Here is a 19,524-nt window from a genome sequence, read left to right on the forward strand (position 1 = left end):
CGATCCCGATCATCATCCTCATCATGTTGTTCGTACGGTAGGGGGCGTTAATGCAGCCCACCGTATCGGCTATCGACCTGTCCGCTTCAGAAGAATCCTCCGCGACAGCCGTCAGCTGGGGGCCGATCATCGCTGGCGCCTTCGCCGCCTCGACGCTGACTTTCATCCTCATGCTGCTCGGCTCCGGGCTTGGGCTCACCATGGTTTCGCCATGGTCGGGCTCCGGCGCGTCGATCACCACCTTCGCGGCGTCGACCGCGATCTGGCTGGTTATCGTGCAGTGGCTGTCCTCCGGCGTCGGCGGCTACCTTGCCGGGCGCTTGCGCACCAAATGGGTCGGCATCCACACTGACGAGGTTTATTTCCGCGACACGGCTCACGGCTTTCTTGCCTGGGCATTGGCCACGTTGCTTGTCGTCGGCGTCCTCGGCTCAGCGCTTTCCGCAGTGCTTGGCTCGGGCGTACAGGCCGTGTCCACAGCGGCGTCGGGCGCAGCCATGGGAGCATCTGCTGGTGCCGCCGGCAACGCCGGCAATGCGCCGGCCAACAGCGCGACCTCCTATCTGGTGGATTCGCTGTTTCGTCCCGCCGATCCGAGCAAGCTGGCTGCTGCCACTCCGGATGGCGATGCCGCCGCTGTAGGCCAGGCCTCGCGTATCCTCATTGCCAGCGCCGCGGCGGGCGAGATTTCGGCCGACGACAAGACCTACCTGGCGCAACTGGTCGCCGCCCGCACCGGCCTTTCCGAGGCCGACGCCAAGGCGCGTGTCGATGCGATGGTTGCCAAGGTCGAGGACGCCAAGGTCAAGGCCAAGCAGGCGGCCGATAGCGCCAGGAAGGCCAGCGCGACCTTCGCGCTGCTCGGCGCCTTGTCTCTGGTCATCGGCGCCTTCATCGCCAGTGCGGCCGCAGCGCTCGGCGGCAGGCAGCGCGACGAAGAGGAAGCGGCTTTCCTGAGCAGCCGCTAAACGCAGGCTTACGCCAGAAATCAACGAGCCCGGCTCCAGAGCCGGGCTCGTTGCTATTTCGGGCTCGTTGCTATTTCCGCCTATCGGCCGGATCAGTGATCCATGGCCTTGACGATTTCCTCGGTCATCTTCTTGGCGTCGCCGAGCAGCATCATGGTGCCGTCCTTGTAGAACAGCGTGTTGTCGATGCCGGCATAGCCGGAGCCGAGCGAACGCTTGACGAACAGGCAGGTGCGGGCCTTGTCGACGTCGAGGATCGGCATGCCGTAAATCGGCGACGACTTGTCGTCGCGGGCCGAGGGGTTGGTGACGTCGTTGGCGCCGATGACATAGGCGACATCGGCCTGCGCGAACTCCGAATTGATGTCCTCGAGCTCGAACACTTCGTCATAGGGCACGTTGGCTTCGGCCAGGAGCACATTCATGTGGCCGGGCATGCGGCCGGCGACCGGGTGGATGGCGTACTTCACGTCGACGCCGTTGGCCTTCAGCTTATCGGCCATTTCGCGCAGCGCGTGCTGTGCCTGGGCGACCGCCATGCCGTAGCCCGGCACGATGATGACCTTCTGCGCATTCATCATCAGATAGGCGGCGTCGTCGGCCGAACCCTGCTTGACCGTGCGCTCGATGCCGTCGTCGGCTGCTGCCGCCGTTTCCCCACCGAAGCCGCCGAGAATGACCGAAATGAAGCTTCGGTTCATGCCCTTGCACATGATGTAGGACAGGATCGCGCCGGACGAGCCGACTAGCGCGCCGGTGATGATCAGCGCCAGATTGCCGAGCGTGAAGCCGAGCGCGGCCGCCGCCCAGCCCGAATAGGAGTTCAGCATCGAGACGACGACCGGCATGTCGGCGCCGCCGATCGGGATGATCAAAAGGATGCCGAGCACCAGCGAAGCGGCGACGATCAGCCAGAACACCAGCTTCGATTCCGTGGTGACCAGAAGCACGATCAGCACGATGAGCGCGACGCCGAGGGCCGCGTTGATGAAGTGGCGACCGCCGATCATGATCGGTTTGCCCGACATGCGGCCGTCGAGCTTCAGGAAGGCGATGACCGAGCCGGTGAAGGTGATGGCGCCGATGGCGACGCCGAGGCTCATCTCGATCAGTGCCTGGGCGTGGATGTCGCCCGCCGTGCCGATGCCGAAGCTTTCCGGCGCATAGATGGCGGCGGCCGCGACCATGACGGCGGCGAGGCCGACCAGCGAGTGGAAGGCGGCAACCAGCTGCGGCATCGAGGTCATGGCGATGCGGCGCGCGGTGACGGCACCGACGCCGCCGCCGATGGCGAGGCCGAGGACGATGAGGCCGAAGCGGCCCGCGGACGGGGTTGCCAGCGCCAGCGTGGTCGCAATGGCAATGCCCATGCCGATCATGCCGTAGAGATTGCCCTGGCGGCTGGTGGTCGGATGCGACAGGCCGCGCAGCGCCATGATGAACAGGACGCCGGAGACGAGATAGAGGAAGGACGCGAAGTTGGCGTTCATGGCGCTCTACTTGTCCTTCTTCTTGTACATGGCCAGCATGCGCTGGGTGACGAGGAAGCCGCCGAAGATGTTGACCGAGACCAGCATCAGCGCCACGAAGCCGAAGCCGGCGGCAACGCCGGAAGCGGCGATGCCGACGGCGAGCAGCGCGCCGACGACGATGACCGACGAGATGGCGTTGGTGACGGCCATCAGCGGCGTGTGCAGCGCAGGGGTCACCGACCAGACGACATAGTAGCCGACGAAGATTGCCAGCACGAAGATGGCGAAGCGGAAGACGAAGGGATCGATGGCGCCGCCGGACAGGGCGTGCGCGGCATCACCCGCCGCCTCGGCGCCGCCTGGAGCATTGGCCAGGTTCTGCACCGCCAGCCGGACGGCCGCACTTGCCTGGTCGAGCTGGTCGAGGGCTTTCTGCAGGGTCTGATCCATCACGCGGTGCCTTTCGACTTGGGCGAGGACGACTTGGGCGAGGACGATTTGGGCGAGGACGATTTGGATGAGGCCGTCTTCCTGGGCGCGGGCTTCTTGGGCGCTGCCGAGGCATCGGCGACCATGGTCGTGGCCGGGATCGCCGCGGGTTCGACATGCGGCTGCTGGTCGGCCTTGGCGAAGGCCGGATGGACCACCTTGCCGCCATCGGTCAGCATCGTCGCCTTGACCAGTTCGTCATCGCGCTTGATGGCGAGCGTCTTGGTGGTCTTGTCGACCAGCGTCTCGAGGAAAGCGAACAGGTTCTTCGCATAGAGCAGCGATGCGGACGCGGCGACGCGGCCCGGCACGTTGAGGTGGCCGACGATCTTTACGCCATTGGCCGTAGTCACCACCTGACCCGGCTTAGCGCCCTCGACATTGCCGCCACGTTCGACGGCCAGGTCGACGAGCACCGAGCCCGGCTTCATCGAGGCGACCATCGCCGCCGACACCAGCTTCGGCGCCGGCCGGCCTGGAATCAGCGCCGTGGTGATGACGATGTCCTGCTTGGCGATGTGCTCGGCGGTGAGTGCCGCCTGCTTGGCTTGGTATTCCTTGGACATTTCCTTGGCGTAACCGCCGGCTGTTTCGGCGGCCTTGAACTCTTCGTCCTCGACGGCCAGGAACTTCGCGCCGAGCGAGGCGACCTGTTCCTTGGCGGCGGGGCGCACGTCGGTGGCGGTGACGACGGCGCCGAGGCGACGCGCCGTTGCGATCGCCTGCAGGCCGGCGACGCCGACGCCCATGATGAAGATCTTCGCCGCCGGCACCGTGCCGGCTGCCGTCATCATCATCGGCAAGGCACGGTCATATTCCGAGGCGCCGTCGATGACCGCCTGATAGCCGGCAAGATTGGCCTGGCTGGACAGCACGTCCATCGATTGCGCGCGGGTGATGCGCGGCATGAATTCCATCGAAAAGGCAATGACACCAGCCTTTGCGAGCGCCGCGACGGCGGCATCGTTGCCGTAGGGATCCATGATGGCGATCACGGCGGCGCCGGATTTGTAGCTCTTCAACTCGGTTTCATCAGGCCGGCGGACCTTCAGCACGACATCGGCCTTGGCAACGTCCACAGCCTTGCCGATGACGGCACCTGCCTTGGCAAACTCTTCGTCGGGGATGCGCGACCTTGTGCCGGCGCCGGTTTCGACAATCACGTCGAAGCCCAGCCCCGCCAGCCGCTTGACCGTATCGGGCGAGGCCGCGACCCGCGGCTCGTTCGCATCAAGCTCACGAGGGATGAAAACCGTCTGTCCCACCGCATGATCCTTTCGGCTGGAACCTGTTTGCGCAAAATGTCGGCCGGATCATCCGGCGACGTCAATGGCAATGGGGTTTTGGAAGGTCTATCGCAGAATGAAGGCGCCGGCGGCCATGATCAGGATGAAGAGGATAGTCGCCGAGAAGAAACCGCCCGCGAAGAAGCCGAAGGCCATCGCGATGAGCAGCGCGCCGCAGAACAGCGATCCGTATTTGGCCAGAGCGAGAAAGCCCGCATAGGTGCGGTCGTGCTCGGCATAGTCCATCTTCGCGCCCAGTTCGACAGGACCGGTCGGCGAGTGATCAGCCATAGGAATACCCCTTCGAAGACATCTTTCAGGCACATAGCGAAAAGCCGGCCCGAGAGCAATGGCGCTATTGCCGCATTGGAGCCGACAACTGCCTCAAGGGAAAATTGAAACCGCCGGCCGGTTCGGCGAAGGGCGGCTTTGCGGCAGGCCAGCTCGATAGCCCTCAGCCAGCGAGGTGCGGGAAAAGCCCGAGCAGGCCGACGACGATCAGATAGAGCGCGACGATGTAGTTCAGCAGCCGTGGCATGATCAGGATCAGCACGCCGGCGATCAGCGAGATAAGCGGCGTGAGCGCAAGCGAGTGGATGGTCATGACCGTATTCCTTTCCACGAACAATGCGACAGGAGCCCGGGGCGAAATGCCCGTCGGGCAGGATCGCGGCGATACTCGATGGCGATGCCACTACCTATAACGGCGAAGCCGCGGGAAGGTTCAGATGCAGAGATGACGCCCGTTCAGGCAGCATCGCGGTAGTATTTCGCCGTCGGCACAATGGACAGCGGCGTCAACCGGTTGATGGCCGGATTGGCGAACATCATCCGCTGTTCCACGGCTGTCGACTTAAAGAACGGGAACCGTTCGAGCGTCTGGCGCAAGTTTTCGCCGCAGGGGATTTCGAACAGAGCGATCGGCGCGAGGACACCCGGGAACACCTTGCCTTCTGTCCTCTGAACGGCATGAAAGATACGAGCATAGTAAGCGGAATGCTCGATCTTGATCGGCGTAAGCACTGCAGTGAGCCCAAAGTAAGAGGCGGCCACCATGCCAAGCCTGAGCGTCAGAAAAGGCAGAACTCCGGCCGCGGGCGCGTTGTCGGCATCGGTTGCGAAGCGAGTCCCGTCGATGAACGTCTCTCCGCGGGCAAGCCGCTCGGCCAATATTTCCGGATAAGCGTCGACGGACGGCGAATAGGGGTGCTCTCGGGAAATGTAGTGGAGCCGTAACGTGCTGACCAGGTGTCCATCGAAATAGACGCCGAACCGATAGGAATTCGGCAGATTGTCCCAGCGATCCTCGAACATCCCGCTGGCGATCGGGCCGCACATGCCCGACTGCAGGTAGGATTGATAGCGAAGGCGATAGATCGCCTCCAGATCCTCGCCTCCGGTGATGAGACGGTAGTCGACATGCTCAAGCAACTGCATGATCGACTGGTTCAGCGCCGACCCAGCATTGGAGCTGGCGCCAACCCGCGCATCGTTTCTCGCAACATCCATTCTCATGTCCTCGTAATCCGCCTGTGAACAGGCTATTCGAGTTGAAATGAGACACAAGCTGAAAATTGGATCCCACTAATTTACCACTTGTTAACCTTAACAGCCAGAGATCCTTGGCTGCAGAGTGGTTGCTGAAGGAGCAGCTTGGACGTTCGAATCCAAGTCTGCATTCCTATGAAGAGCGCTGCAAACTCGGGCGCGAAAAGCACTGGAGCGTTCCGCTTTGACAGATGCGCCGATCCAGTCAAACCTTTCGCTTATTCAAATTCTGCCAAAACTACTGCGCGCTTTGCTTTGGATTTTTTCGCCACCAAACAAATATTCTGGCTCGTACCTGTCGCACGATCCAAGCAACGCGCTTTATCAGCTTCAACTGGCAAGAACCTGCGACGAAAGCTAGCCGACTGTGCGCTTGGCGGCGAGACGCAAATCCGCGGCAAACGGCCAGGTGACGTTCGACATCGTCTCGATGCCCGACGCGCTGAGCGCTGCGCCGAACAGGAAGCCTTGGACAAGATCCGGCCTCACCGAACGCATGAGGATTTTAAGCTGCTCGAATGTTTCCACGCCTTCGATGGTGACGGTGAGTCCCAGGACACGGGTCAGGTCGACGACGCCCTTCAACAGCGCGAGCGAGCGCGGATTGTGGGTGACGTCCATCACGAACGACCGGTCGATCTTGATCTTGTCGAGTGGAAGCTTATGGAGATAGCTCAGGCTTGAATAGCCGGTGCCGAAATCGTCGAGTGCGATGCGGACGCCAAGCTGCTTCAGTTCCTCGATATACTGGCGGGTCATGGATTTGTCGTCGAGCAGCGCGGTTTCCGTGACTTCGATCTCTAGGCGGCTAGCGTCGAGGCCGGAATTAGCCAACGCATCGCGCACCTTTTGGATGACGTCGCGGCTGCGGAAATCCCTCGCCGAGAGATTGACCGAGACGCTGGTCTGGTCAGGCCATTTGGCGCATTCGGTGCAAGCTGCATGCAGCACAAAGGTGCTGATCTCGGAGATGATGCCCATCTCCTCGGCCAGCGGGATGAAGACGCCGGGTGAGATCGGTCCGAGATCGGGATGGTCCCAGCGGCACAGCGCCTCGCAGCTGGCGATGCGCATGGTGTCCATCGCAACGATCGGCTGGTAGACGACCCGCAGGTTCTTGGTTTCCACCGCGCTGCGGAGATCCGCCTTCATCAGCTGCCGGTTGCGGAAGGCGGCGTCCATTGCCGCCTCGAACAGCCGCCAGCCGTTCTTGCCAAGCTCCTTGGCCTTGTAGAGCGCGAGGTCTGCCTTGACGATCATGGCATCGACATCGGTTTCCGCGACCTTGGACAGAACCGCGCCGGCGCTGGCCTGGATCCGCAATCCATGCCCGGCGACGTCCACTTCGCCCTGCAATGCCGCGAAGATCTCGTCGATCTGCATGGTCAGATGGCTCTCATCGTCGATGCGGTCGAAGAAGACCATGAATTCGTCGCCGCCGAAACGGCTGACGGTGATGCCTTGCCCGGCAACGGCGGCGAGACGCTCGGCGACCGCGTAGATCAAACCGTCGCCGATCGGATGGCCGAGCGTGTCATTGACACTCTTGAAATCGTCGAGGTCGATCACGGCGAGGCCGCACAGGCGATCCCGGTCCCCGGAGGCCATCAGCTCGCCGACCAGTTCGTGGAAATAGGCGCGGTTGGGAAGGCCGGTGAGATTGTCGTAGCGCGCCATGAAGCGGATCTTTTCCTCCGCTTCGACGCGCGCCGTGACATCCTCGAAGGTGATCACGCCGAGTTCCTGGCTGCCTTCGCGCGCGGAGAATTCGTAATGCTGGCCGTTGGCGAGCGAAACAAGCACCTTGCGGTCCCTGCCCTCGCGCAGGGCGCGCGTCAGCTGCGCCTCGACGTAGCGGCAGTCCTTCGGCGCCAGCATGCCGCCGGCGACACCGCGCATCAGAAGGCCGTGAATGGAGCGCCCGAGCAGCGCGTCGGCCGATTTCAGCGACATCAGGTGGGCGGCCTCGGCGTTGGCGACCGCGACGCGCCCGTCAGGGCCGAGCATGACTAGGCCGTGCGACATGGTGTTGAGCGCGCGATCGAACTTGCGCGTTATGCTTTTCGCCTGCTTGTGGCCGATGACCGCGGAAAACAGCACGTTGCGAACATGGTCGGCGCTGTTGATGGTAATGAACGTCATCGGGAAGATCATCAGACCGAGGACGACGGACGGGGCATCCAGACGCAGCAGGAGCGCCAGCGCCGCCGGACCGATGAAGGTTACCGAAAAAATCCGCACCATGCGCGGAGACCCGTAATTACGGGCGACAACCGTGACCAGGGTCGCCAGGGTCAGCGACATCGCCGCCAGTTCGGCGAATGGGTCGGGATACACATAGATCGACACGAAGCACAGCGCACCCAATCCGAGGCCCTGCAAGCAGCCCTTGAGGATGTAACTGCGCTCCAATCGGTGTGCGTGTTCGACGTCGGCAATCACGCCGCCCGTCCTCAGGAAGCTGCGAATACCGAAATAACGCAGAAGGCTGATCGGCAGCAGAACAAAAGAAAAGGCGAGAAACAACGGATTTTGCGTGCGCAGATAAATCATGAATCCGAGGATCCAGTAGCACACGCCACCGATCACCAACATGTGCGCGTTGTCGAACAACGACCGCACAAATTGGATATAGACATCCGCGGGGATGCTTTCGGTCTTTGTTTTGCCCATATGATCGGCCCAACGCTAAGCCTTGTCATGCCACAACCGCCTTAAGAAAGGCTTAGACAGGGCTTAAGCTACGGCTTCGGCCCGCCCGCAGCGGCAAGAGGAACCTCGCAGCAGGCTTCGGGCGTTGGCGGAGGAATCACTCAGCGGCACTGAGGACCGGTACCGGCATGGTTTGGGTCAGTCGCTCGACCAGTCTTCGACGCTCGCCCGCGGCCTTTTCCGCGCTGGCCTGCCGGACATGGCCATAACCACGGATGAGCGCGGGAACCGAAACCAGTGCGACCGCCGCCTCGGCCTTGCCCGGCGCCAGCGACCTGGCGGCGAGTTCAAGATCGCCTTCATACTGCGCCAAAAGCTGCCGTTCCATGCGCCTTTCGGCACTATAGCCGAACAGGTCGAAAGCGGTGCCGCGCAGCCCCTTCAGCGCCGCCAGCAGGCGGAAACCCTTCATCATCCAGGGGCCGAAGCTCGACTTCCTCGGCTTGCCGTCATTGCCGCGACGGCCCATGATCGGCGGGGCGAGGTGGAATTCGAGTTTTTCATAGCTCTGGAACTGCTTGCCAAGCTCGGCGGCAAAGGAGCCGTCGGTGTAGAGCCGCGCCACCTCGTACTCGTCCTTGATCGCCATCAGCTTGAACAGGTTCCTGGCCGCCGCCTCGGTCACGGCGGTCGAGCCGGGCACGGCCCTGGCCTCGGCGGCGCGCAGCAGCGCCAGCCTGTCGGCATAGCGCTTGCCATAGGCGGTGTTCTGGTAGGCCGTCAGGAAGGCGACACGCCGGGCAATGATCTCGTCCAGCGTCTGCGCGACGGGGGCTGTTTGTCCCGCCTTGCCCGGCTGAGCGACGAGGCCACGCACGAAATCCGGCTGGTGCGCCGCGCGGCGGCCCCAGCGGAAGGCGGCGATGTTCATCGCCACCGCTTCGCCGTTGAGCTCGATCGCCCTCTCGACAGCCTCGGCCGACAGCGGCAGGCCGCCATGCTGGAAGGCGAAACCGAGCATGAACATGTTGGCGCCGAGCGAATTGCCGAACAGCGCCGTGGCGGTGCGGGTGGCGTCGAAGAAATGCGCCTTGTCGTCGCCGGCGGCGGTGCGGATCGCCTTCTTCAGGCGCTCAATCGGCAAAGAGAAATCCGCCGAGCGGGCGAACTCGCCGGGCATGATCTCGGCGGTGTTGGCGAGGAAGATCGTATGGCCCTCGCGCACCGCGGTCAGCACCTTCTTGGCGCCCGACACGACGAGGTCGCAGCCAAGCACGAGGTCGGCCTTGCCCGCCGAGACGCGGATGGCATGGATGTCGTCCGGCGTGCGGGCGATGCGGACATGGGTGAACACCGAGCCGCCCTTCTGGGCCAGGCCGGCCATGTCGATCATGCCGCAGCCCTTGTCCTCGAGATGGGCCGCCATGCCGAGCACGGCGCCGACGGTGACGACGCCGGTGCCGCCGACGCCGTCGATGATCGCCGCCCAGCCCTCGGCGCCCAACGGGAATTCGGCCGGTGTCGGCACGCCGGCAAGCGGATCGGTCTTGCCGGCAAGGCCCTCGGCCTTGCGGATCTTGGCGCCGTGGACGGTGACGAAGGACGGGCAGAAGCCGTTGACGCAGGAGAAGTCCTTGTTGCAGCTCGACTGGTCGATCTTGCGCTTGCGGCCGAATTCGGTCTCGACCGGCTGGATCGAGACGCAGTTCGACTGCACGCCGCAATCGCCGCAGCCTTCGCAGACCAGCTCGTTGATGAAGACGCGCTTGTCGGGATCGGGAAAGGTGCCGCGCTTGCGCCGCCGGCGTTTTTCGGCGGCACAGGTCTGGTCGTAGAGCAGGATCGACACGCCTTTGACGTCGCGCAGCTCGCGCTGGACCAGATCGAGGTCGTCGCGGTGATGGATGGTGGCGCCGGCCGGGAATTCGACCTTGCCGGCATATTTGTCGGGCTCGTCGGTGACGATGGCGATGCGGTCGACACCTTCTGCCCGCACCTGCCTGGCGATCATGTCCACCGTCAGGCCGCCTTCATGCGGCTGGCCGCCGGTCATGGCCACCGCATCGTTGTAGAGGATCTTGTAGGTGATGTTGGCTTCGCTCGACAAAGCGAAGCGGATCGCCAGCGTGCCGGAATGATTGTAGGTGCCGTCGCCGAGATTCTGGAAGATGTGGCCGCGCTTCGAGAACGGCGCCTGGCCAACCCATTGCGCGCCCTCGCCGCCCATGGCGGTGAAGCCCAGAGTGTTGCGGTCCATCCAAAGCGCCATGAAATGGCAGCCGATGCCGGCGGCGGCGATCGAACCGTCCGGCACCTTGGTCGAGGAATTGTGCGGACAGCCCGAGCAGAAGAAGGGCGTGCGCGAACCGATGTCGGTGGCGTCCGCCAGCATCGCCTGGAATTGGCGCAGCTTGCCGACCCGCGCCGAGATCTCCTCCGAGGGGCCGATGGTCTTGACGATCCTCTCGCCAAGGGCAATGGCGATCTCGTTGGGATCAAGCGCGCCCTTGGCCGGAAACAGCCAGTCGCCGCGCTCGTCCTTCTTGCCGACGATGACCGGCTGCGAGGCGGTGCCGTAGAGGCTTTCGCGCAGCTGCACCTCGATCAGCGAACGCTTCTCCTCGACGACGACGATGGTGTCGAGGCCGCGGGCAAACTCGGCGATGTGATGCAGGTCGAGCGGCCAGGGGCAGCCGACCTTGAACAGCCGCACGCCGATGCGGTTTGCGGCGGCCTCGTCGATGCCGATATCCTCCAGCGCCTGGCGGACATCGAGATAGCTCTTGCCCAGCGTGATGATGCCGAGCTTGGGGCTGCGGCCGCCCGAATAGACGATGCGGTTCAGCCCGTTGGCATGGATGAAGGCGGAGGCCGCGGCACGCTTGTATTCGTGCAGCCGCTCCTCCTGGCCCAGCATGTCGATCTCGTGGCGGATGTTGAGGCCGCCCGGCGGCATGTCGAACTCCGGCACGACGATGTTCAAGCGCTCGAGCGAGGCATCGACCGAGGCCGTCGATTCGATATTGTCCTTGACGCATTTGATCGCCGCCCAGGTGCCGGCGAAACGCGACATGGCAAAGCCGTACAGCCCGTAATCGATGATCTCCTGGACACCGGCCGGGTTGAGGATCGGCACCATGGTGTCGACGAAGAGGAATTCGGTGGCGTGCGCGTTGGTCGAGGATTCGGCCATATGGTCGTCGCCCATGAGCGCAAGTACGCCGCCATGCTTGGACGAGCCGGCGAGATTGGCGTGACGGAACACGTCGCCCGAACGATCGACGCCCGGGCCCTTGCCGTACCAGACGGAAAAGACGCCATCATGGGTGCCCTCGCCCAGCAGCTCCGTCTGCTGCGATCCCCAACAGGCGGTGGCGGCGAGCTCCTCGTTGAGGCCTGGCTGAAAGACGATGTCGGCCCCGGCGAGCTGCTTCTTCGCCTTCCACAGCTGCATGTCGAGGCCGCCGAGCGGCGAGCCGCGATAGCCGGAGACGAAGCCGGCCGTGTTCAGGCCAGCGCGGCGGTCGCGCTCGCGCTGCATCAGGAGCATGCGGATGACCGCCTGCGCGCCGGACAGGAAGATGCGCTCCTTCCCGAGGTCGAACTTGTCGTCGAGCGCGACATCATGCAGCGTCATCAGGCATTTCCTCTGCGAAGGCCGCGCGGGGGCAGGCAGCCAACGTCGGGGTCGGATGACGCATCCTTTCTCCCCTTGCAAGTGAGGTCAAACAAAATCGCAGGGGCCAGGCAACGCGCAACAAACAGTCCGGCGGGCGCAGGAGCGCGCATGAAACCGCACGCCGAGAGTGCCTCGGCGCACGAAAACTCCGGCCGGAATCGATGCCGTCGGAAGGTGTCAGCCGGCTTTCGAGCAGTCCGGCTTCGGCTCGCCGGGCAGCTTGCCGTCGGGATGGCCGGCGAGGTCGGGATTGGCCGTATAGAGCTGGTCGATGACCAGCGGCCGGTCGGGCAGGATCGACTGGTCTTCCGTCGACATCAGCGTGGTGTCGATCTTCTGCAGGACCGCGCCGTCGGGTCCCTTGATGCTGATGGCGATGGCATAGGGCTTGTTCTTGACGATGCATGTCAACGCCGGGCTCTCCAGGCTGACCTTGTCGAGCTTCGGCCAAACCTTCTGCTCGACCACCAAGGGCGCACCGCCGGCCGGATTCTGGAAGCTGGCAACCGCCACCTGGCCCTCGCCCATCGGCTGCAAGGGCCGCAGCGTCACGACATAGGTCGCCCTGGCGAGACGGTAGTTGAAGACGAATATCTTGCCGGAAACCTCGAACAGCTTGCCCTCGCCGCCGGTGTCGCGGCAGGCGCCGAGGGTCGCTGCGGCAATCAACATGGCGCCGGCAACGAGCGCGCGTGAAAATCCTCTAGGCATCCTTGACCTCATGGGCCGCCATGCGGCGGCGACGATAGTGACGACTGGCCTTCTGCCGGTTGCCGCACACAGCCATATCGCACCAAAGCCGGCTGGAATTGCGGCTTCTGTCGACGAACAGCCAGGTGCAGTTGGGGCAGATCCTGAGCCGCGCGACCGTGTCGTCGCGCAGCAGCGAAAGGGCCGAGACCGCCAGCGCCGCCTCGAAGGGGATCGGCACACGGGGATCGCCGAACGGCCTTCCCGGTGCGCCGATCTCGGTCCGGCTGCCGGCCAGGCCTTCGGCACAGGCGCGCAGGAAATCGGGCAAGTCGGCGGTGGCGACCGCGCCATTCGACACCGCGCCGCGAAACAGCCGGTCGGTCGTCTCGCGGATCGACAGCACGACGGGTGCGATTGCCGTCGGCGAAGACACGGCAAGCCGCCGGTCGCCGAGTTCGGCGGCGCGAAAGGCGCTGGCCGCGTCGGCGAAGCGGGCGATTTCGGCCGGATCATCGAAGCGGTCGAACGTGCGCTCCGGATCGCCGCGCAGCACGACGGTGTTCGCCGTATCGAGCGCAAGCAGGCCGCCGGTGAAGCGGTGCGGGGTCCAGGCGACTGTCATGCCGCAAAATCTAACCAATAAATCGCGTTTGACAAGTTAGATTCGGCGATGCAAACCTCTTCTGCGCAGGGTATCGTCGCCTTTGTCTCGAGCATTCCGTCGTCCTAACCGCTGTCGGCGAGATGCTTCAGGTGTTGTTGAGCATGCTCTATTTCTTCCAGCAGGTCCTGAACGGGCTGCATTCCGGCGCGCTCTACGCGCTGCTCGCCTTCGGCTACGTGCTGATCAACGGCATCCTGCACCGCACCAACTTGGCCTATGGCGCGCTGTTCGCCTTCAGCGGCCAGGCAATGATCCTGAGCGTCGCCTTCGGCTACCAGGTGCTGTGGCTGACGCTGTTGGCGTCGGTGCTGTTCGGCGTCGTCGCGGCATTCCTCTATGCCGCGCTGATCAGCCATGTCCTGTCGCGCAGCGTCTTCGAACCGTTGGCCGACCGCACGCCCAACGCCATCGTGGTGACGACGCTCGGCATCCTGATCGTCCTGTCGGAAGCTAGCCGCATCGCCGCCGATACGCATGATCTGTGGCTGCCGCCAATGCTGGCACAGCCCATCGTCTTTGCCGAAGGCGCCGGCTTCAAGGCGACGCTGACGCTGATCCAGGTGCTCGACTGCGCGGTGGTGCTGGCGGCGGTCGCACTGGCCACCTCCGCCTTTGCCCGCTCCAGCTTCGGCCGGCGCTGGCGGGCCGTCTCCGACGACCCGCGCGCCGCCGCGCTGTGCGGCATCGACGTTCGCGGCGTGTTCCGGAACGCCGTGCTGCTCGGCGGCTTCTGCGCCGCGCTGGCCGGCGTCATGGCCAGCCTCTACTACGGCAATGTCAGCTTCGGTTCCGGTCTCGTCTACGGCCTGAAGATCCTGTTCGTGACCGCGGTCGGCGGCTATCTCTCGCCGCCACGGGCGGCTCTGGGTGCCGCCGCCTTCGGCATGGCCGAATCACTGTGGGCCGGCTATTTCCCGATCGAATGGCGCGATGCGTGGATGTATCTGTTCCTGGTGGCCATGCTGATCCTGATCGGCGCCGGCCGCGACACCGGCAAGGTCGTCTGAACCATCAGACTTTGGTTGCATGACGCCGGGGCAGACCGCCAGTCTCCGCCCCTCGCTTTCAGTTGATGCTGTTTTGTTGCTCCCATCCTTGTTGACCCGTCAGTCCACGCGCGGCATACCGTTGGACCAAGCGGCGTGACGGAATAAGGGGAGCCGACACGCCTCCGACAAAAGGGAGGAATGCATGGCAGGGCTTCTCGCTCTATCCAGGGTGATCGATCGCGCCAACGAATTCATCGGCAAATCGGTATCCTGGCTGATCCTGCTGGCGATCCTGGTGAGCGCGGCCAACGCCGTCATCCGCAAGATCTTCGACATATCGTCGAATGCCTGGCTGGAGCTGCAATGGTATTTGTTCGGCGCCGCCTTCATGCTGGCCGCCGCCTATACGCTGAAGCAGAACGACCATATCCGCATCGATGTCGTCTACGGCCTGTTTTCACGCCGCGTGCAGCACTGGATCGACCTTCTCGGCCATCTCATCTTCCTGATGCCGTTCGTGACGCTGATGGTCATCTATTTCGTTCCCTACGTCTCGCTGTCGTTTCGCAGCGGCGAGATGTCCAATAATTCCGGCGGGCTTATCATCTGGCCGGCCAAGGCCATCCTGCTGGTCGGCTTTTTCCTGCTGGCCCTGCAGGGCATCTCCGAAATCATCAAGAAGATCGCCATCATGCGCGGCGACATGGACGACCCCAATCCGTTCATATCGGCACATGAGCAAGCCGAACTCGAAGCCAAGGCACTGGCCGACGAGGTGCGCTCATGATGGAATTCATCGCCCAGAACATGGCGCCGATCATGTTCGCCTCGCTGATCATCTTCCTGCTGATCGGCTACCCAGTGGCCTTCTCGTTGGCCGCCAACGGCTTGATGTTTTTCTTCATCGGCGTGCTCCTCTCGCCCTATTCTGGTGGATCGATCAATCTCGCCTGGCCGCTTCTGCACGCACTGCCGGATAATTTCTACGGCAGCAGGGTGATGTCTAACGACACGCTGCTGGCCATTCCGTTCTTCACCTTCATGGGCATCGTGCTCGAACGATCTGGCATGGCCGAGGATCTGCTCGACACGATCGGCCAGTTGTTCGGTCCGATCCGCGGCGGCCTCGCCTATGCGGTGATCTTCGTCGGCGCGCTGCTGGCGGCGACCACCGGCGTGGTGGCGGCATCCGTCATTGCCATGGGTCTGATCTCGCTGCCGATCATGTTGCGCTACGGCTACGACCGGCGGCTGGCTGCCGGTGTTATCGCGGCATCCGGCACGCTGGCCCAGATCATCCCGCCATCACTGGTGCTGATCGTGCTTGCCGACCAGCTCGGCCGCTCGGTCGGCGACATGTACGCCGGCGCACTGATCCCGGGCATGGTGCTGACCGGCCTCTACGCGCTTTACGTCCTCATCGTTTCGATCTTCCGGCCGAAAATGGTGCCGGCGCTGCCGCTCGAAGCACGCACGCTTGGCCACGGTGTTCTGTCGCTGCTGGTGGCGCTGGTGGTGGCGGTGGCCATCTCCTATGCCGCGTATCGCTATCTCGCGCCAGCTCATGGCGACAATGCCGACATTCTCGGCGCCACCGTAGGGGTGCTCTTCATCTACATCGTGGCAATTGCCGACAAACGCCTGAACTTCAACATGATGTCCAGGCTGGCGCAGCAGGTGATCATCGTGCTGATCCCGCCGCTGGCACTGATCTTCCTGGTGCTTGGCACCATCTTCCTCGGCATCGCCACCCCGACCGAGGGCGGCGCCATGGGCTCTGTCGGCGCGTTGATCATGGCGGCGGCAAAAGGCCGGCTGTCGCTGGACGTGATCAAGCAGGCATTGACCTCGACGACGCGGCTGTCGTCCTTCGTGCTGTTCATCCTGATCGGCGCGCGCGTGTTCTCGCTGACCTTCTACGGCGTCAACGGCCACATCTGGGTCGAACACCTTTTGATCTCGCTGCCGGGCGGCGAAGTCGGCTTCCTGATCGGCGTCAACATCCTCGTCTTCTTCCTGGCCTTCTTCCTGGATTTCTTCGAACTGGCCTTCATCATCGTGCCGCTGCTGGCGCCGGCGGCAGACAAGCTCGGCATCGACCTGATCTGGTTCGGCGTGCTGCTCGGCGTCAACATGCAGACCAGCTTCATGCATCCGCCCTTCGGCTTCGCGCTGTTCTACCTGCGCTCGGTCGCCGCGCGCGTGCCCTATCTCGACCGCCTTACCGGCAAGAAGATCGCGCCGGTGACGACCGGCCAGATCTATTGGGGCGCGGTGCCCTTCGTGCTGATCCAGGTGGTGATGATCGGACTGACCATCGCCTTCCCGCAAATGGTGATGCGCTACAAGGGCACGGTGATCGATCCGGGCACGATCGACTACAAGGTGCCGGAGGTGCCCGGCCTGTCGCCGCTCGGTACACCGCCGGCTGGTGGCACGGCCCCTGCCAATGGCGGCAGCGCACCGGCCGCGCCCGGCGCGCCGGACCTGTCGCAACCGCCGAGTTTCGGCGATGCGCAGCCGGCCAAGCCGGCGGCGCCGGACCTGTCGCAACCGCCAAGTTTCGGCGATGCACCGCCGGCCAAGCCGGCGGCGCCGGCGCCGGACCTTTCGCAGCCGCCGAGCTTCAATTGATGGGGACGGCGTCATGAAGGCGGTGCGGCTGGAGGCGGTGGGCAGCATTGCGCTGCGGGAAGTCGGCAAACCTGTCGCCGGCCCGGACGAGCTTCTGGTGCGGATCGAGGCCTGCGGCGTCTGCGGCACCGACCGGCATCTTTTCCACGGCGAATTTCCCTGCCGGCCGCCGGTGACGCCCGGACATGAATTTTCGGGCATCATCGAGGCGATCGGCAACGGTGTCTCCGGCTTTGCCGTCGGCGATCGTGTCACCGGCGATCCCAACATCGCCTGCGGACGGTGCCCGCATTGCCATGCCGGCCGGGTCAATCTCTGCCGCAATCTCAATGCCATCGGCATCCACCGCGATGGCGGCTTTGCCGAGTATGTCGTGCTGCCGCAGAAACAGGCTTTCATCCTGCCCGCCGAATTGCCGCCGACGCATGGCGCCTTCTGCGAGCCGCTCGGCTGCTGCCTGCATGGCGTCGACCTTGCCGAGATCAAGCCGGGCAGTTCGGTGATCGTGCTGGGCGGCGGCGTGATCGGCCTGCTGACCGTGCAATTGGCAAAACTGGCCGGTGCCACGACCATCATTCTGTCGACCAGGCAGGCCTCGCGGCGCACGCTTGCCGAAGCGCTCGGCGCGACGGCGACGGTCGATCCTACCGCCGGCGACGTCATCGATGCCATCGCGGGACCCGCGGGCATGATGCCCGGAGGCGCCGACGTAGTGTTCGAATGCGCCGGCGTGCGCGATACCGTCGAGCAGTCGATGCGGCTGGCAAGGGCCGGCGGCACCGTCGTCATCGTCGGCGTGACGCCGCAAGGCATGAAGGCGGAATTCGAGCCTTTCGACCTGCTGTTTCGGGAATTGAAGGTGGTCGGTTCGTTCCTCAATCCCTACACGCACCGCCGCGCCGCCCAATTGATCGCTTCGGGCGCGATCGAGATCGACCGGCTGATCTCCAGGCAGGTGCCGCTCGAAGAGGCGGTCGCCGTGATCGCCAACCCGCCGGCGCCCGGCGAGGTCAAGGTGCTGGTGGTGCCAGGTCGGGGCTGAACCAAAGGCCAGTCGCGCCGGACCTGCTTGCCGTTACGCCGCCTGGCACGCGGCGGCTTTAAATCGACGACCTCTACTGCATGGCGCCGGCGGAATACTGGTCGAGGTTAGTTCCTCGCCAATCTGAAAAGAAAGACCCCGGACGAGCTGCCCGGGGTCTCTCGAACGAACGCGATGGGACAGTTTACAGCTTGCCGTTGCGCTGCTGGACCATCATGAAGGTGTCGTAATTGTATTCGGCCACCTGCGCCCAGAGATAGTGCTCCTTGCGGAAGCCCTTGATCGATTCCCAGATCTTCTTGAACGGCGCATTGGATGCCTCCATCTCGGCATAGACCTCGTTGGCCTTTTCGAAGCAGGCGGCCATGATCTCCTGGCTGAACGGACGCAGTTTGGCGCCGCCGGCGACCAGCCGCTTCACCGCCGCCGGGTTCACATAATCGTATTTCTGCAGCATGTCGGCATCGGCGGCCTGCGCGGCGGTGCGCAGCAGCGATTTGTAGGCCGGCGAAAGCTCTTCGTATTTCGCCTTGTTGAACATCAAATGCACGGTCGGGCCGCCTTCCCACCAGCCGGGATAGTAGTAATAGGGCGCGACCTTGTAGAAACCGAGCTTCTCGTCGTCATAGGGGCCGACCCATTCGGCGGCGTCGATCGTGCCTTTTTCCAGCGCCGGATAGATGTCGCCGCCGGCGATCTGCTGTGGCACGACGCCGAGCTTCTGCACCACCTTGCCGGCGAAGCCGCCAATGCGCATCTTGAGGCCCGAGAGGTCGGCGACCGTGTTGATTTCCTTGCGGAACCAGCCACCCATCTGCACGCCGGTGTTGCCGCCCGGCAGGCCGAAGAGACCTTGCGTGGCGAGGAACTCATTGAACAGGTCGATGCCGCCGCCATGGTAGTGCCAGGCATTCATGCCGCGCGCGTTGAGCGAAAAGGGAACCGCCGCGCCAAGCGCCCATGTCGGGTCCTTCCCCCAGTAATAATATGCCACCGTGTGGCAGGCTTCGACCGTGCCTGCCGTGGTGGCGTCGGCGGCCTGCAGGCCGGGCACGAGTTCGCCGGCGGCAAAGACCTGGATCTGGAAATTGCCGTCGGTGGCTTCCGACAGCATCTTGGAGAACACCTCGGCGCCGCCATAGATGGTGTCGAGCGACTTCGGGAAGGACGACGCAAGCCGCCATGTCACCTTGGGATTGGACTGGGCGATTGCCGGGGCCGCAAGCGTTGCCGCCGCCGCCGCGGCGCCGACGCCGGTCACGCCGGCTTTGCGAATGAATGAACGACGATCCATGCAATTCCTCCCTTTTGGACCAACAGACCGACATCCGGGAAATCCTCGGGCTCCCGTATCGGTTGGCCGAAACAATACACAGGCGAGAAGTCTAGTCCAGCACGGCGACCAGAT

Annotated in this window: 16 protein-coding genes; 5 read left to right on the forward strand and 11 right to left on the reverse strand. The window is 63.8% G+C overall.

Features of this window, described 5'->3' with window-relative positions; all coding sequences use genetic code 11:
* The first annotated feature begins 50 nt into the window (after nt 1-50).
* The gene (locus tag CK226_RS12875; protein ID WP_095792048.1) at nt 51-968 is read left to right on the forward strand and encodes a hypothetical protein; all 918 of its coding nucleotides are present in this window, start codon (nt 51-53) and stop codon (nt 966-968) included.
* Between the two features lie 92 nt (nt 969-1,060).
* On the opposite strand, the gene CK226_RS12880 is transcribed toward CK226_RS12875, so the two are convergent.
* The 10 genes from CK226_RS12880 to CK226_RS12925 all read right to left on the reverse strand — a co-directional run bounded on the left by CK226_RS12880 (nt 1,061) and on the right by CK226_RS12925 (nt 13,409).
* Nucleotides 1,061-2,458 carry an NAD(P)(+) transhydrogenase (Re/Si-specific) subunit beta gene (locus CK226_RS12880; RefSeq protein ID WP_095771600.1) on the reverse strand — a complete coding sequence of 466 codons (1,398 nt, stop codon included), beginning with the start codon at nt 2,456-2,458 and terminating at the stop codon, nt 1,061-1,063.
* Nucleotides 2,459-2,464: 6 nt separating this feature from the next.
* Entirely contained in the window at nt 2,465-2,893 is a 429-nt protein-coding gene (locus tag CK226_RS12885) for a proton-translocating transhydrogenase family protein (RefSeq protein ID WP_027023845.1), read from the reverse strand.
* Complete coding sequence (locus CK226_RS12890; RefSeq protein ID WP_095792049.1) at nt 2,890-4,194, reverse strand: Re/Si-specific NAD(P)(+) transhydrogenase subunit alpha; 1,305 nt, start codon at nt 4,192-4,194, stop codon at nt 2,890-2,892. The genes CK226_RS12885 and CK226_RS12890 overlap by 4 nt, the downstream gene beginning before the upstream one ends.
* 87 nt (nt 4,195-4,281) lie before the next feature.
* On the reverse strand, nt 4,282-4,506 hold the full coding sequence (locus CK226_RS12895) for an aa3-type cytochrome c oxidase subunit IV (protein WP_095771597.1): 225 nt from the start codon (nt 4,504-4,506) through the stop codon (nt 4,282-4,284).
* A gap of 163 nt (nt 4,507-4,669) precedes the next feature.
* Nucleotides 4,670-4,819 (reverse strand): DUF3096 domain-containing protein, encoded by a 150-nt coding sequence (locus CK226_RS12900; protein WP_015314280.1) that lies wholly within the window; start codon nt 4,817-4,819, stop codon nt 4,670-4,672.
* A gap of 143 nt (nt 4,820-4,962) precedes the next feature.
* Entirely contained in the window at nt 4,963-5,724 is a 762-nt protein-coding gene (locus CK226_RS12905) for a hypothetical protein (RefSeq protein WP_095789451.1), read from the reverse strand.
* A gap of 396 nt (nt 5,725-6,120) precedes the next feature.
* Nucleotides 6,121-8,436 carry an EAL domain-containing protein gene (locus CK226_RS12910; protein WP_095792050.1) on the reverse strand — a complete coding sequence of 772 codons (2,316 nt, stop codon included), beginning with the start codon at nt 8,434-8,436 and terminating at the stop codon, nt 6,121-6,123.
* A gap of 136 nt (nt 8,437-8,572) precedes the next feature.
* Complete coding sequence (locus tag CK226_RS12915) at nt 8,573-12,052, reverse strand: indolepyruvate ferredoxin oxidoreductase family protein (RefSeq protein ID WP_095792051.1); 3,480 nt, start codon at nt 12,050-12,052, stop codon at nt 8,573-8,575.
* Nucleotides 12,053-12,271: 219 nt separating this feature from the next.
* Nucleotides 12,272-12,805, reverse strand: coding sequence for a hypothetical protein (locus CK226_RS12920; protein ID WP_095789448.1), 534 nt, complete (start codon nt 12,803-12,805; stop codon nt 12,272-12,274).
* On the reverse strand, nt 12,798-13,409 hold the full coding sequence (locus CK226_RS12925; RefSeq protein ID WP_095789447.1) for a CGNR zinc finger domain-containing protein: 612 nt from the start codon (nt 13,407-13,409) through the stop codon (nt 12,798-12,800). The genes CK226_RS12920 and CK226_RS12925 overlap by 8 nt, the downstream gene beginning before the upstream one ends.
* 143 nt (nt 13,410-13,552) lie before the next feature.
* Between CK226_RS12925 and CK226_RS12930 the strand changes: the two genes are divergently transcribed.
* The 4 genes from CK226_RS12930 (at nt 13,553) to CK226_RS12945 (ending at nt 18,116) form a co-directional block, all read left to right on the forward strand.
* Entirely contained in the window at nt 13,553-14,458 is a 906-nt protein-coding gene (locus tag CK226_RS12930) for a branched-chain amino acid ABC transporter permease (protein ID WP_095771934.1), read from the forward strand.
* Between the two features lie 184 nt (nt 14,459-14,642).
* Nucleotides 14,643-15,227, forward strand: a complete 585-nt coding sequence (locus tag CK226_RS12935) for a TRAP transporter small permease subunit (RefSeq protein WP_095771591.1) — start codon at nt 14,643-14,645, stop codon at nt 15,225-15,227.
* Entirely contained in the window at nt 15,224-17,074 is a 1,851-nt protein-coding gene (locus CK226_RS12940) for a TRAP transporter large permease subunit (protein ID WP_095792052.1), read from the forward strand. Before CK226_RS12935 ends, CK226_RS12940 begins: the two co-directional genes overlap by 4 nt.
* A 13-nt stretch (nt 17,075-17,087) precedes the next feature.
* Entirely contained in the window at nt 17,088-18,116 is a 1,029-nt protein-coding gene (locus CK226_RS12945) for a zinc-dependent alcohol dehydrogenase family protein (RefSeq protein ID WP_095792053.1), read from the forward strand.
* A gap of 184 nt (nt 18,117-18,300) precedes the next feature.
* On the opposite strand, the gene CK226_RS12950 is transcribed toward CK226_RS12945, so the two are convergent.
* Nucleotides 18,301-19,410, reverse strand: a complete 1,110-nt coding sequence (locus tag CK226_RS12950) for a TRAP transporter substrate-binding protein (RefSeq protein ID WP_038651600.1) — start codon at nt 19,408-19,410, stop codon at nt 18,301-18,303.
* Nucleotides 19,411-19,524: the final 114 nt, after the last annotated feature.

Source organism: Mesorhizobium sp. WSM4311 (assembly GCF_002295115.1).
Lineage (GTDB): Bacteria > Pseudomonadota > Alphaproteobacteria > Rhizobiales > Rhizobiaceae > Mesorhizobium.

Excerpts from the sequence above, each read along its gene's own strand:
- CK226_RS12915 (WP_095792051.1), bottom strand. The coding sequence starts at position 12,052 with ATGACGCTGCATGATGTCGCGCTCGACGACAAGTTCGACCTCGGGAAG.
- CK226_RS12880 (WP_095771600.1), bottom strand. The coding sequence starts at position 2,458 with ATGAACGCCAACTTCGCGTCCTTCCTCTATCTCGTCTCCGGCGTCCTG.
- CK226_RS12945 (WP_095792053.1), top strand. The coding sequence starts at position 17,088 with ATGAAGGCGGTGCGGCTGGAGGCGGTGGGCAGCATTGCGCTGCGGGAA.
- CK226_RS12875 (WP_095792048.1), top strand. The coding sequence starts at position 51 with ATGCAGCCCACCGTATCGGCTATCGACCTGTCCGCTTCAGAAGAATCC.
- CK226_RS12935 (WP_095771591.1), top strand. The coding sequence starts at position 14,643 with ATGGCAGGGCTTCTCGCTCTATCCAGGGTGATCGATCGCGCCAACGAA.
- CK226_RS12925 (WP_095789447.1), bottom strand. The coding sequence starts at position 13,409 with ATGACAGTCGCCTGGACCCCGCACCGCTTCACCGGCGGCCTGCTTGCG.
- CK226_RS12930 (WP_095771934.1), top strand. The coding sequence starts at position 13,553 with ATGCTCTATTTCTTCCAGCAGGTCCTGAACGGGCTGCATTCCGGCGCG.
- CK226_RS12910 (WP_095792050.1), bottom strand. The coding sequence starts at position 8,436 with ATGGGCAAAACAAAGACCGAAAGCATCCCCGCGGATGTCTATATCCAA.
- CK226_RS12900 (WP_015314280.1), bottom strand. The coding sequence starts at position 4,819 with ATGACCATCCACTCGCTTGCGCTCACGCCGCTTATCTCGCTGATCGCC.
- CK226_RS12905 (WP_095789451.1), bottom strand. The coding sequence starts at position 5,724 with ATGGATGTTGCGAGAAACGATGCGCGGGTTGGCGCCAGCTCCAATGCT.
- CK226_RS12920 (WP_095789448.1), bottom strand. The coding sequence starts at position 12,805 with ATGCCTAGAGGATTTTCACGCGCGCTCGTTGCCGGCGCCATGTTGATT.
- CK226_RS12895 (WP_095771597.1), bottom strand. The coding sequence starts at position 4,506 with ATGGCTGATCACTCGCCGACCGGTCCTGTCGAACTGGGCGCGAAGATG.
- CK226_RS12950 (WP_038651600.1), bottom strand. The coding sequence starts at position 19,410 with ATGGATCGTCGTTCATTCATTCGCAAAGCCGGCGTGACCGGCGTCGGC.
- CK226_RS12940 (WP_095792052.1), top strand. The coding sequence starts at position 15,224 with ATGATGGAATTCATCGCCCAGAACATGGCGCCGATCATGTTCGCCTCG.